At 38.2% G+C, this 11,595-nt stretch carries 14 protein-coding genes; 12 read left to right on the top strand and 2 right to left on the bottom strand.

What is annotated here, in order from left to right:
• Positions 1 to 44: 44 nt before the first annotated feature.
• Positions 45 to 806: a hypothetical protein gene (locus MKY80_RS21635; RefSeq protein WP_342531173.1), complete on the top strand. Its 762-nt coding sequence runs from the start codon at positions 45 to 47 to the stop codon at positions 804 to 806.
• A gap of 97 nt (positions 807 to 903) precedes the next feature.
• Here the strand turns inward: MKY80_RS21635 and MKY80_RS21630 are convergent, their stop codons facing one another.
• Positions 904 to 1,389, bottom strand: coding sequence for an SRPBCC family protein (locus MKY80_RS21630; RefSeq protein ID WP_342531171.1), 486 nt, complete (start codon positions 1,387 to 1,389; stop codon positions 904 to 906).
• 138 nt (positions 1,390 to 1,527) lie between these two features.
• Between MKY80_RS21630 and MKY80_RS21625 the strand changes: the two genes are divergently transcribed.
• The gene (locus MKY80_RS21625; protein WP_342531169.1) at positions 1,528 to 1,896 is read left to right on the top strand and encodes a nuclear transport factor 2 family protein; all 369 of its coding nucleotides are present in this window, start codon (positions 1,528 to 1,530) and stop codon (positions 1,894 to 1,896) included.
• Here the strand turns inward: MKY80_RS21625 and MKY80_RS21620 are convergent.
• The gene (locus MKY80_RS21620; protein ID WP_342531167.1) at positions 1,889 to 2,683 is read right to left on the bottom strand and encodes a sulfite exporter TauE/SafE family protein; all 795 of its coding nucleotides are present in this window, start codon (positions 2,681 to 2,683) and stop codon (positions 1,889 to 1,891) included. The two genes, MKY80_RS21625 and MKY80_RS21620, sit on opposite strands and share 8 nt — an antisense overlap.
• 109 nt (positions 2,684 to 2,792) lie before the next feature.
• On the opposite strand from MKY80_RS21620, the gene MKY80_RS21615 reads away from it, so the two are divergent.
• The 10 genes from MKY80_RS21615 (at position 2,793) to MKY80_RS21570 (ending at position 11,552) form a co-directional block, all read left to right on the top strand.
• Positions 2,793 to 3,362: a nucleotidyltransferase family protein gene (locus MKY80_RS21615; RefSeq protein WP_342531166.1), complete on the top strand. Its 570-nt coding sequence runs from the start codon at positions 2,793 to 2,795 to the stop codon at positions 3,360 to 3,362.
• A 16-nt stretch (positions 3,363 to 3,378) separates the two neighbouring features.
• The gene (locus MKY80_RS21610; RefSeq protein ID WP_342531164.1) at positions 3,379 to 3,843 is read left to right on the top strand and encodes a DinB family protein; all 465 of its coding nucleotides are present in this window, start codon (positions 3,379 to 3,381) and stop codon (positions 3,841 to 3,843) included.
• 10 nt (positions 3,844 to 3,853) lie between these two features.
• Entirely contained in the window at positions 3,854 to 4,684 is an 831-nt protein-coding gene (locus MKY80_RS21605) for an AraC family transcriptional regulator (protein WP_342531162.1), read from the top strand.
• Positions 4,685 to 4,888: 204 nt separating this feature from the next.
• Entirely contained in the window at positions 4,889 to 5,869 is a 981-nt protein-coding gene (locus tag MKY80_RS21600) for an ABC transporter substrate-binding protein (RefSeq protein WP_089985831.1), read from the top strand.
• A gap of 104 nt (positions 5,870 to 5,973) precedes the next feature.
• Entirely contained in the window at positions 5,974 to 6,981 is a 1,008-nt protein-coding gene (locus MKY80_RS21595; RefSeq protein WP_342531158.1) for an iron ABC transporter permease, read from the top strand.
• Positions 6,982 to 7,009: 28 nt separating this feature from the next.
• Positions 7,010 to 8,005: an iron ABC transporter permease gene (locus MKY80_RS21590; protein WP_089985914.1), complete on the top strand. Its 996-nt coding sequence runs from the start codon at positions 7,010 to 7,012 to the stop codon at positions 8,003 to 8,005.
• Between the two features lie 29 nt (positions 8,006 to 8,034).
• A complete protein-coding gene (locus MKY80_RS21585) occupies positions 8,035 to 8,817 on the top strand; it encodes an ABC transporter ATP-binding protein (protein ID WP_115648604.1) in 783 nt (260 codons plus the stop codon).
• Complete coding sequence (locus MKY80_RS21580) at positions 8,814 to 9,584, top strand: alpha/beta hydrolase-fold protein (protein WP_089985828.1); 771 nt, start codon at positions 8,814 to 8,816, stop codon at positions 9,582 to 9,584. Before MKY80_RS21585 ends, MKY80_RS21580 begins: the two co-directional genes overlap by 4 nt.
• Positions 9,585 to 9,712: 128 nt before the next feature.
• A complete protein-coding gene (locus MKY80_RS21575; RefSeq protein WP_089985827.1) occupies positions 9,713 to 11,281 on the top strand; it encodes a BCCT family transporter in 1,569 nt (522 codons plus the stop codon).
• Between the two features lie 142 nt (positions 11,282 to 11,423).
• Entirely contained in the window at positions 11,424 to 11,552 is a 129-nt protein-coding gene (locus MKY80_RS21570) for a hypothetical protein (RefSeq protein ID WP_258870082.1), read from the top strand.
• The last annotated feature ends 43 nt before the right edge of the window (positions 11,553 to 11,595 follow it).

The raw sequence follows: 11,595 nt of genomic DNA, 5'->3' as shown, positions 1-11,595 counted from the left end.
AAAAATACTGAGAGAAGGAAATTAATAGATGGAGGTTCACACGAATGAAAAGAATGCTATTTGTCCTTTTTTTGAGTATTTGCTTTATAAGTGCCTGTGCTAATCGTGAAGAAAATCACCAAGCACATGAAAGTGAGACCCAGATACCTGTAGAACAAGCTAATCATCATAAAAACGGAGCCGTTATGGAACAAACAGCGGTCCTGCAACAAATCAAGGATCAAATACCTGCTGATTTCACCGTAAAAATGCCAACAACTTTACCTATTCCAGAGGGTGCTTTTTTATCAGCTACTACAAGAACTGAAGGGAATCAGGTGGAAATTATCTTTTATGAAAGTAAAGAGAATATACCTATTAATGATATTCGATTAAAGAAATCAGCAACCGTCATAGGGCGATTGTTCGTTAAGCAATACAATAATGCAGAAGGTGCCAGCACTCAAATAGCGTTTGATAATTTTAATCAAAATGGTGGGCGAAAAGTGGATCTTGGTTACAATATTAAAGGTTACCAAGATGCGGGAGCCGGTTCCTTATGGACTGGATGGAATGAAGGACGTTGGGCAATTGCTACACATACCCGAACAGAAAATCCAGATGCAGGTGTCAAGCTTGCAAAGCAGGTAGTAGACTATTTAGAAAGTCATATGCTCCCTATTCCAAAGCAATATGGAATGGCTCAATTGGACGTTTATCAGACAGGCAATTTAGTCGTTTGGCAGGATGAAAAGCTTGTGTATACACTCGATTCCATAAAGGATCCTCTAAAGGCCATAGAAATAGCTACAGCGTTTTACCAATAATAAAAACCCTAGAGTCATTGTGACGTGACCCCAATTATTAGACGCATCTAACAATTGGAGGTGCACGTCAATTGCACTCTAGGATTTTTTTAGTCGTTTATTTTACGGAATCTACAAGGTCCTTGTAGTCGTGGAATCGCTGTTGCCAACTCTCCATTGGGAATGTTAGCGGTTCCTGACCATCTAGCAGATCAGCCAGCAAGTCCAGACATATATGCCACCCTGCTAAATCCTTTGGCGTATGCTCCGTTAAAGCTTGAAGTGTCTCCACTAATAGTAGTAATGTGCCCTCGTCAGTAGAAGAAAGTTCGAATCGTACAGTATCCGTACCCCAATCAAATTCTAGAGTTTTATTCTCTGCATAATCAGTAATGCCTATTGTTTCATAGGCATCTGTTCCATCGTTCATATTAAAATGCATCTTACCATTGTTACGAAGTTCAATGATTTCTAAATTACTCATCCACTTTTGCAGCTTGTCATTATTAGTAATTGCTGCCCAAACAACCTCTATCGCATGAGGGAGCGGGCGTTTAAATGTAGCAACATGGTGATTGGATTGTTCTTCAATAGTAGCTAGCATAGTATCCTCCGTTTTTTTATGTGGTTTTGTCCTTATTATAGGTGTTCTTTATGAACTGTTCAAAGGAGAACATCACATAAATACATTATTTATAAGAAGTGAGATATGGGATAATATTGTTAAAAAGGAGGTGAGAATATGACACATAAACAAGCATTAGAACGTTATATCCAAGCAACAAATACGCATGATTTTAATGAGGTAAAAGTAATTTTGCATCCACAGGCCGTATATTGGTTTTCGGATAAAACATGTACGACTACAGAGGAAATTGGTGCTTACTTCAATCACGCATGGAGTGTAATTCAAGAAGAGGTCTATTCAGCGGCTGATATAGCATGGTTAACCGTTGATGAAAAGACAGCTACCTGTCTTTATACATATCACTATGAAGGCTATCATAATGGAAAATTTGTATCAGGTAGCGGTAGAGCGACAAATATTTTTACGTTGATGAATGGTGAATGGAAGTTAATTCATGAACATTTGAGTGGCAATATTAAATGATTTTCCATAGCATCTGAATAATCAACAATGAAATAATGACAGGTAGGAGTAGTTTGGCTATTTTTATTGGAATATGTGGCAGCACTAGGAGGCCTAATTGAGAGCCTAGGATAGAGCCTAATGCCATGGCAATTGCATAGTGCCATTGAATAAAACCAGTTTGATAAAAAACAATAAAAGCTCCTGTACAACTCCCAAAAAGCAGTGCACGAGTGAGTTGTACGGCTTTTATGTAAGTGTGCTGGCAACGCAAATAATATAACATACTAAAAGTTGAAGAACCAGGGCCAAAGCCACCATCATACATAGCAATAAAAAAGGGCTGCCAAAGGGAGGACGTTGTATGCTCTGTATGATTCACAGTGTTAGTCCAAGCCTTATTTTTTAAAGTGACGATTAATGCAAAGATCAGTAGGATACAGGCTGTAAAATTCATAGTTTTTTCAGATAGTGACACGGCCAGAAGTGCACCACCAACCCCTCCTATACCTGCAATAGCGATGTATTTTAAAATAGCTTTCAAGTGCAGCTCCTTATGGTACAGTAAATAAAAAATGCTAGATAAAGCCGATATACCAGTTGAAAATTTATTTGTCGCAATACTAGTCTGAATGGGAATGCCGACCAGCATCATTGCAGGAAGTGTGATCAGTCCTCCACCTCCCGCAAGTGTACCGATAAAGGCAGCTATAATACCAATACATACGAGGGTCAAAGAAATTTTTGCATAGTAATGCCCCATCAAACTAAGGAGTACAAAGAACGATACCAGTAAAATTTTTTTCATAAGCGACTCTCCTCACTTGAATAGCTTTAGGGTAAAGGGTTTTAATATATAAATCTAATATATTATTTTTGAGTATTTATAAATTTATTTTATCTTTTGGAGGGCTAAGATGAGATTGCTACAAACTGAGAAAGATTTAATAAGTCTAATAGCAGCAGACGATTGGATGATGAATGTTTTAGAAGCTGTTGAAAAAGTACATCTCCCTGATTGTTGGGTATGTGCAGGATTCATCCGTTCAAAAGTATGGGATTATATTTATGAGAAAGAAGATCGAACACCAGTAGCTGATATTGATGTGATCTATTATGATTCATCCAATTTAACAGAGGAAAAAGAGAAGCATTATGAGCAGGAGCTGTTGAAGATTTGTAAAGACGAGCCTTGGTCGGTCAAAAATCAGGCAAGGATGCACGTCATAAATGGGAGTAATCCATATCACTCTTTCTTAGATGGAATCTCTCATTTTCCTGAAATCGCAACTGCTATCGGTATTAAATTAACGAATGGTCGGCTACAAGTAGCTGCACCATATGGTATTCACCAGTTAAGTGCTGGCATAATAGAACCGACGCCGTTTTTCCTTGAAAATAAAGAAAGATATGTGATATATCGCCAAAGAATTACTTCTAAACAGTGGCATTTAAGATGGCCGAAATTAGAAATTAATCTACAGTAATTGGAGGGCAAATCCAATGCTGCGAGACAAAAAGTCGATTATTAAACACTATGAACAATCTCTTATTTGGGTAAAGGAGTTGAGAAATTTATCTGAGGACCAATGGCGTATGCCAATTGAATTTGGAAAATGGTCGGTTTCAGAAGTGATAGGGCATCTTACACCTTGGGATACATTTGTGTTAGAACATCGAATACCCTATTTATTTATAAATACATCTTTACCAAAAGGGCCAGATATCGCACATATGAACACAAAGGCAGCTGAAAAAAGTCGTGAACAGCATTTAGAAAAAACGATTACTGAATTTGTTTTGGCAAGGCGTCAATTGCTACAGACCATTCAGCAATTTACAGATGAGCAATGGCAACAGTCGTTCAGTATTGGGCAGTCTAACATAACGATTGAGGATTATTTTGGCGGATTAATTGACCATGATTTACATCATTTTTCACAAATTCAGAACGTTTTAGATGTATAGGAGCTAGCACATGGATATCAAATATTTAATAGATTACTTTGCCCAAGCATCTGTAAAATTTACCGATGTCTTTACGAAAAAAATGGAGCCGGGAGAAGCTGATTTAGGGAGAACTACTGCACCAGGAAAGTGTGGAATTATTGTGCCGCTTGCAGGCAGTGCTATTTTTAGCCTGAATGGAACGCCTTATGTGATGGAACCAGGAGTAATAGTGCATGCCGGTTCTCAAATGCCAATTGAAGTGAACGTAACGAGCCAGAAGGTTTGGGAATATGCTGTAGTTCATTATAATCTACCTATGGATGAGGCGGCACTTTATCCACTAGCTCAGCAACACTTTCTTATTAAAACTGGCCATAATACGCAAATTATTACCCAAGTTCAGCAATTGGTAGAAAGCTATTCCTTTCCAGGGAGTATGGCGGTATTTAAGTCTAAGACATTATTCATGAATTTGCTGGAACACATTCTTATAGCGGCAAAAGTGAAGGTTCTGGATAATGCCAATGAAATGATGGAGCAGGCTTTACAGTATATACATGAGCACTACGCGGAGCAGCTTTCGGTATCAAATATTGCTAGTGAATTTGAAATTGAACGACGTCGATTTGCCTATTTATTTGAGCAGCATACAGGCATGAATCCAAGCACATATATAACGGAATACCGTATAAGACGAGCAAAGGACTTGCTAGAATATGGTGGAATCCCTGTAGCTGAAATTGCAGAATGTGTTGGCTATATAGACTGTTTTTATTTTAGTAGGGTATTTAAAAAGTGTACAGGTTTATCGCCTTCAGCCTATCGAAGATTAAAAATAGAGGAAGCCAAATACGTATAAATGACTGTTTCTTAAAAAAAAGAAACAGTTTTTTTATTGATTTAATCGGCAAAAATCCATGTCATTTTCGAAATCGTCCATTCACAATCTATTTTCACTTTGTTAGGATAGTATCCGTAAATGATAATGAGTATCAATTATATATTGACATACATATGAAAACGATTATCATTATCAATATGAGCTCGTTAGGAGAGAATATCTATGAATAAATATTTTAAAATGTGTGCGCCAGCACTTTTAGCACTATCATTAGCTGCATGTGGAACAGATAAGGCGGAGGAGTCTACATCAACAAATAATACGGCTGAAACAAGTGCAACAGAATCACAGACAGAGCTAGCTAAGACCCAGACAATTACTTACTTAGGTGAGAAATATGAGCTTCCAGCAGAAGTGAAAAATATTGTCGCTGCAAGTCTTGAATCTATGGAAGACGCTGCGATGCTAGGAATTAAGCCAGTAGGTGTACTTGAAGTTGGTGGCAAAGTGCCAGCATATCTAGCATCTGATTTTGAAGGTGCTACACTTGTAGGAAATAAAATGGAGCCGAATGCAGAGGCCATTCTTAATTTGGATCCAGATGTCATTGTGGGTACTTCAAAATTCCCTGAAGAAACGGCTGAAAAATTGAAAAAAATTCAAACAATGATTCCTTACTCGCATATTTCAACAAACTGGAAGGAAAATTTGACAGTGCTTGCACAGCTAGCTGGTAAAGAAGATGATGCTAAAAAAATCATCTCTGACTATGAGGCAAAAGTTGCTGATGCACAGGTGAAATCGAAAGAGCAATTAGCTGATAAACAAGTGTTAATCATCCGTGTTCGCGGTGGCGTTATGTACATTTATCCGGCTGGCGTTTATTTAAATCCTGTTTTATATGAGGATTTAGGTGCGCCAGTTCCAGAGGTAGTTACGACAGCTAAAGCGCAAGCAGAATTATCGCTGGAAACACTAGCTCAAGTAAATCCAGATGCTATTTTCCTTCAATTTGAGGAATCAGAAAATAAGGATACTCCAAAGGCATTAGAGGAGCTACAAAAAAATCCAATTTTCACTAGCTTAAAGGCATCACAAAATAAAGAAATTTATGTCAATACAATTGACCCATTAGCACAAGGTGGTACGGCTTGGTCTAAGGTTAAATTCTTAGATGCAGCAGCTGAAAAATTACTTAAATAGTATACACAGGCTGGTAGTAGATTTGGTGATATCACCGGGCTATTACCGGCCTTTTGTTCAATAGAAGTTTGGATAAGAAAATGGTATAGAAAAAGGTGTGAAAGTTGAAAAAAACAAACATAGTGTCATTTTCAATATTAGCGGTATCTCCTTTCCTTATTGCCCTTGTGGCACTTGTTTCTGTTATGTATGGAACAAAGGATATTAGTGTAATCACTGTGTGGCAGGCAATATCAGCATTTGATCCTTCCAATGTTGATCACCAAATTATACGAACAGGACGTATTCCTAGAATAGCCGCAGTACTGTTAATTGGAGCATTTTTGGCAGTTGCGGGTGCAGTTATGCAGGGAATTACACGAAACTATTTAGCCTCTCCGTCATTGATGGGTGTCAACGATGGCTCTGCATTTGTTATAACATTAGCTATTGTCTTTTTCCCAGGACTGCCTAATTATCAGATGATTTTATTGTCAATGCTAGGTTCTGCACTGGGTGCGGGCATTGTTTTTGGCTTTGGCTCATTAATTCGAAATGGTTTATCACCAGTAAGGCTGGCTATTATTGGAACGGTTATTGGGACATTTTTAAGCAGTATAGCTACAGCGATCGCGATGTATTTCCAAGTATCACAAACAGTCAGTGCTTGGTATAACACTAAGGTACATATGGTAGATATGGATATGCTGATGCTCTCAATTCCATTTGGATTAACTGGTTTATTTTTGGCCTTATTATGTGCGAGGGCCATTACGATTACCTCGCTAGGTGAGGATATTGCAATGGGACTAGGTCAAAAAACTAAGGCCGTACGGATTATTAGTATGTTAGCTGTCGTATGCTTGACAGGGACAGCAGTTGCTCTCGTTGGAAAAATAGCCTTTGTAGGGTTAGTTATTCCGCATATTACTCGTTTCCTTGTTGGGGTGGATTATCGCTATATCATCCCTTGTGCAGCGGTTATTGGTGCCTTTTTCTTGGCGCTTTGTGATGTCCTGAGCCGTTTTGTCAATTATCCGTTTGAAACGCCAATTGGAGTCTTAACAGCATTGGTTGGTGTACCATTCTTCTTATATTTAGTTCGTAAGCACGGAGGTGAAAAACGTGCGTAAAAATACCTCAAGTGTATTCTTTTTGACTATGTCGATGCTTTTACTTTTGATTTTAGTTGCAAGTTATCTACATATTACAAATGGTGTTTTTGATATGTCAGTGATGGATGTCATAAAAACATTATTGCGTATTGAATCTAATCCAAAATTTGATCTTGTTATTTTTGAATTCCGCTTACCACGAATTGTCATAGCTGGTCTCGTTGGTATTGGTTTAGGAATGGCTGGGGTTGTTTTACAAGGTATTACGCGCAATGGGCTCGCAGATCCAGGGATATTAGGAATTAATGCAGGAGCTGGTGCCGCGGTCGTAATTTTTATGTTTTTCTTTCAATTAAAATTAGTGAGCGCAGATATGAATAGCTGGCTATCCATTTTAATGATGCCATTGTTCGGTTTTATCGGTGGAACAATTGCGGCTATATTGATTTTTACATTTGCTTTAAAAAACGGTCATCTCGATATGCAGCGATTAATATTAACTGGGATTGCCATTAACAGTGGATTTGGCGCTTTATCATTGTTCCTATCTTTAAAAATGAGTGCGCAGGATTTTGAATCTGCAGCCATTTGGATGGCAGGTTCCATTTACAATGCGAATTGGATTTTTGCTCTTACTATGTTACCTTGGCTTTTAATTTTAGGAATTTATGTGCATAGAAAATCGTATTTACTTGATTATTTTCAGCTGGAAGAGGATAGCATCACAAGTTTAGGCATTGCTGTTGAAAAAGAGAAAATGAAGCTGTTATTAGCCAGTGTGGGACTAGTTAGTGCCTGCGTATCCGTATCAGGAAGTATTGGTTTTATTGGCTTAATGGCGCCACATATTGCTAAGCAGCTTGTTGGTATTCAGCACCGTTATGTCATGCCAGTAAGTGCATTGATTGGTGCAGGCTTGTTAATCCTAGCTGATTTTATTGGCAAAACAGTATTCGCACCGTCAGAGCTGGCTGTTGGAATAGTAGTGTCGATTATAGGAATTCCATATTTCTTGTATTTACTTGTAAAATCTAAGGCATAGGAGGAAACGGTGTGCAAACTGCATTTAGAATGGAAAATTTGGCTTCGGGTTATGAGCAGGTTCGAGTGTTTGAAGGATTAAATTTAACGATTGAAGAGGGCAAGGTCACAACGATTATCGGACCGAATGGCTGTGGTAAATCAACGCTCCTCAAAACGATAGGACGAATTTTAAAAAAGCAACAGGGCACGGTATACTTGCAGGAGCAAAATATGCAAAATTTATCGACAAAGGATATTGCACAGAAGCTAGCAATATTATCACAGACACCCATCGCACCGGGGCAATTAAAAGTCGAGGAGTTAATTGCTTATGGGCGATATCCACATCGCAACAATGTCAATCGTTTAACAAATCAGGATGAAAAAATGATTGAGTGGGCGTTAACGGTCACAAATACAATGGAATATCGAAATCGAGAGCTAGCACAGCTTTCTGGAGGACAGCGTCAGCGTGTATGGCTCGCTATGGCATTGGCACAGGAAACAAGTATATTGTTGCTTGATGAGCCGACTACTTATTTAGATATGGCCCACCAGTTGGAAGTACTTGATATCGTGAAAAATTTAAATGAACAGCATCAATGTACAATCGTCATGGTTCTTCATGATATTAATCATGCCGCTAGGTATTCAGATCATCTTATCGCCATGCGAAAGGGTGTTATCATGCAAACCGGAACACCACAGGAAATTTTGAGCGCAGAAGTGATGCGTCAAGTCTTTAACATTGATGCACGTATTATGGAAGATCCGGCAACGAATACACCTGTATGCTATGGTTATGACGTTTTAAAGGAGGAAAACAAATGAATCGAACAGAAATAGATTACTCAACACAGCAAATGACTTCAAAATTGGCAGACTATACGTATGGGATTAACGTATATATACCCAATGAGGAAGCTCCAACAGAAGGTTTTCCTGTCATCTATGTATTGGATGGTTCTTCTTATTTTCCTCTAGTTAAAGAAGCAGTCCGATTGCAAAGCCGTAATGCGCCAAAAACAGGTATTTTACCATCCATTGTAGTTGGTATTGGGCATGGTGAAGATATACGTGAACGACGATTTTATGATTTTACGGCACCAGCAGAGACGTATATTTATCCCGCAAGATTTAAAGGTAAAGGGCATGAAAAGCTTGGTGGGGCAGTAAACTTTAGTCGATTCCTAGAAGAAGAACTAAAGCCAATGATTGAAGCTAACTATCCAGTAAATAAAGCACAGCAATCGATATTTGGTCACTCGTTAGCGGGTTATTTTACGCTTTGGCAATTATTTCACCATCAAACAAGCTTTCAACATTACCTGGCTATCAGTCCCTCCATCTGGTGGAATGAGCATGAATTAGTCCCATGTGCCTCAGTATTTTTAAATGAGCATCAGGCTATGAAGGAAACATTGTTTATTAGTGCTGGTGAACTGGAAACCTTTATGGTGGATGATGCACGACAAATGGCAACAATGCTTGAAAAAATAATGAAGGTTGATTTTTATGAAGCTTTAAACGAAAATCATGCATCTGTTGTGCCTACTGTTATGAGTAGAGCCATACGTTTTGCTTTTAAAAATGAATAAATAATAGCCGCATTATCTATGGGTAATGCGGTTTTTTATTTTCAGGAAGTTTTGATTTATAAAATACTTGAATGAAACTCATAATAAAGGAAATTTGGTAAAACGTCTGGGATTAATGGAGGCGCTGTATGCAAAAAAATAAAAATTTAATCAACCCAGTATTTATTATTTCTAGTGGAGCCATTTTACTTTTAGTAATTATTGGGGCAATAATACCGGAAAAGTTTAAGAATGTAGCGAACAGTGTCTTTCATATGACGACGGATTTTTTTGGTTGGTTTTACTTAATGGCGGTCTTTATAATCGTGGTTTTTCTATTTGGCTTGGCGATTAGTAAATATGGCACTATTCGATTAGGAGCAGAAGATGGTCGCCCAGAATTTAGCTTTCTCACATGGATTTCTATGCTCTTTTCTGCAGGACTTGGGGTTGGACTAGTCTTTTGGGGAGTAGCTGAACCAATGAGTCATTATTTTTCACCACCTTTTAGTGACACAAAACCTCTTACGACAGATTCAGCCCGACTGGCAATGGGCTATTCATTCTTTCATTGGGGAATCAGCCAATGGTCAGTTTATGCCATATTGGGGCTCGTTATGGCGTATGTGCAATTTAACAAAAAAAGAAATATGCTCATCTCAACCGCCTTAGAGCCTGTAACGGGGAAAAATCGAGTCGTGAAGGGCACGATTGATATTTTAGCGGTTATTGCAACAGTTATGGGGGTAGCTACTTCTATTGGCTTGGGCGTGCTCCAAACAAATGGAGGTTTAAGCTTTGTCTTTGGTTTACCTAATACATTTCTCTTCCAAGTAGTCATTATTCTTATCATGTTTATTGGCTATATGTTATCTGCCACTACAGGCCTTCAAAAGGGAATGAAAATCTTAAGTAATGTCAATATGATGCTAGCGATTGTGTTACTGCTATTTGTTTTTATAACAGGTCCGACGGTATTTATAATGGAAACCTTTACACTAGCAATAGGCGATTATATTTCAAACTTTATTCAATATAGTTTAAGGATGCAACCGTATGTCGGGGGGACGTGGGTAAAGGATTGGACTATCTTTTATTGGGCGTGGGCGATAGCTTGGTCACCCTTTGTTGGTTCTTTTATTGCTCGTGTATCAAAAGGTAGGACCATTCGAGAATTCATTGTTGGCGTATTAATCATTCCTCCTCTTATTGCTTGTTTTTGGATTGCTGTTTTTGGAGGTACTGCCTTGTGGTTCGATTTGCATCAAGAAGCTCAAATTGCACAAACCGTTCATAACGATGTAACAGTGGCGTTGTTTCAAATGTTAGAGCATTTGCCACTTTCAACGATAGCCTCTTTTATTGGGATCTTGCTCATTATTATCTTCTTAATTACGTCAGCCGATTCTGCTACTTTCATTATGGCCAGTATGACGACAAGGGGATCCTTAAACCCTACAGTACTGTCGAAGTTAGTTTGGGGTATATTAATGGCCTCTATTTCAGGTGTTTTATTGTATACGGGTGGGCTAGATGCATTACAAACGGCGTCGTTAATTGCCGCTTTACCATTTACGGTAATATTACTGTTGTTAATGATTTCTTATATTAAAATGATGAAGGATGAGATTATTCCGCTGAAGAAAAAAGACATTCAACGATTGAAGATAGCCAAAAAGCATCTTGAGAAAGAAGCAAAAGCTAAAGAAAAAAAATGAGGTCATAAGCTGTATTATTCTTTCATGAGTAATACAGTTTTTTTTGTGTTTATATACATTAAAATGTATTAAAAATCATTCGTGGAGGTTAACTGAGCTAGTATTAGCAGAAATAAAAGATGCACCCATTATACATGAGGTGATGATTCAGGCATTTCAAGAGTATGCAGCGGCACCACCACCATCTAGTGCATTGAGTGAAACGGTAGAATCCATTGAACAGGGTATGCAGGCTGGTGAACAGGCTTTTAACAGTAGTAGGCTACCATAGAGATACTAAAACTATTCAGCCAATTTTAGTGGATGGATGGAGC

This window comes from Lysinibacillus sp. FSL R5-0849 (assembly GCF_038595075.1).
Classification (GTDB): domain Bacteria; phylum Bacillota; class Bacilli; order Bacillales_A; family Planococcaceae; genus Lysinibacillus; species Lysinibacillus fusiformis.
Note: the sequence above shows the minus strand (reverse complement) of the source record. Positions and strands in the feature narration are given on the sequence as shown.

Excerpts from the sequence above, each read along its gene's own strand:
- MKY80_RS21600 (WP_089985831.1), top strand. The coding sequence starts at position 4,889 with ATGAATAAATATTTTAAAATGTGTGCGCCAGCACTTTTAGCACTATCA.
- MKY80_RS21630 (WP_342531171.1), bottom strand. The coding sequence starts at position 1,389 with ATGCTAGCTACTATTGAAGAACAATCCAATCACCATGTTGCTACATTT.
- MKY80_RS21610 (WP_342531164.1), top strand. The coding sequence starts at position 3,379 with ATGCTGCGAGACAAAAAGTCGATTATTAAACACTATGAACAATCTCTT.
- MKY80_RS21635 (WP_342531173.1), top strand. The coding sequence starts at position 45 with ATGAAAAGAATGCTATTTGTCCTTTTTTTGAGTATTTGCTTTATAAGT.
- MKY80_RS21580 (WP_089985828.1), top strand. The coding sequence starts at position 8,814 with ATGAATCGAACAGAAATAGATTACTCAACACAGCAAATGACTTCAAAA.
- MKY80_RS21590 (WP_089985914.1), top strand. The coding sequence starts at position 7,010 with ATGTCGATGCTTTTACTTTTGATTTTAGTTGCAAGTTATCTACATATT.
- MKY80_RS21620 (WP_342531167.1), bottom strand. The coding sequence starts at position 2,683 with ATGAAAAAAATTTTACTGGTATCGTTCTTTGTACTCCTTAGTTTGATG.
- MKY80_RS21615 (WP_342531166.1), top strand. The coding sequence starts at position 2,793 with ATGAGATTGCTACAAACTGAGAAAGATTTAATAAGTCTAATAGCAGCA.
- MKY80_RS21625 (WP_342531169.1), top strand. The coding sequence starts at position 1,528 with ATGACACATAAACAAGCATTAGAACGTTATATCCAAGCAACAAATACG.
- MKY80_RS21605 (WP_342531162.1), top strand. The coding sequence starts at position 3,854 with ATGGATATCAAATATTTAATAGATTACTTTGCCCAAGCATCTGTAAAA.
- MKY80_RS21570 (WP_258870082.1), top strand. The coding sequence starts at position 11,424 with ATGATTCAGGCATTTCAAGAGTATGCAGCGGCACCACCACCATCTAGT.
- MKY80_RS21585 (WP_115648604.1), top strand. The coding sequence starts at position 8,035 with ATGGAAAATTTGGCTTCGGGTTATGAGCAGGTTCGAGTGTTTGAAGGA.
- MKY80_RS21575 (WP_089985827.1), top strand. The coding sequence starts at position 9,713 with ATGCAAAAAAATAAAAATTTAATCAACCCAGTATTTATTATTTCTAGT.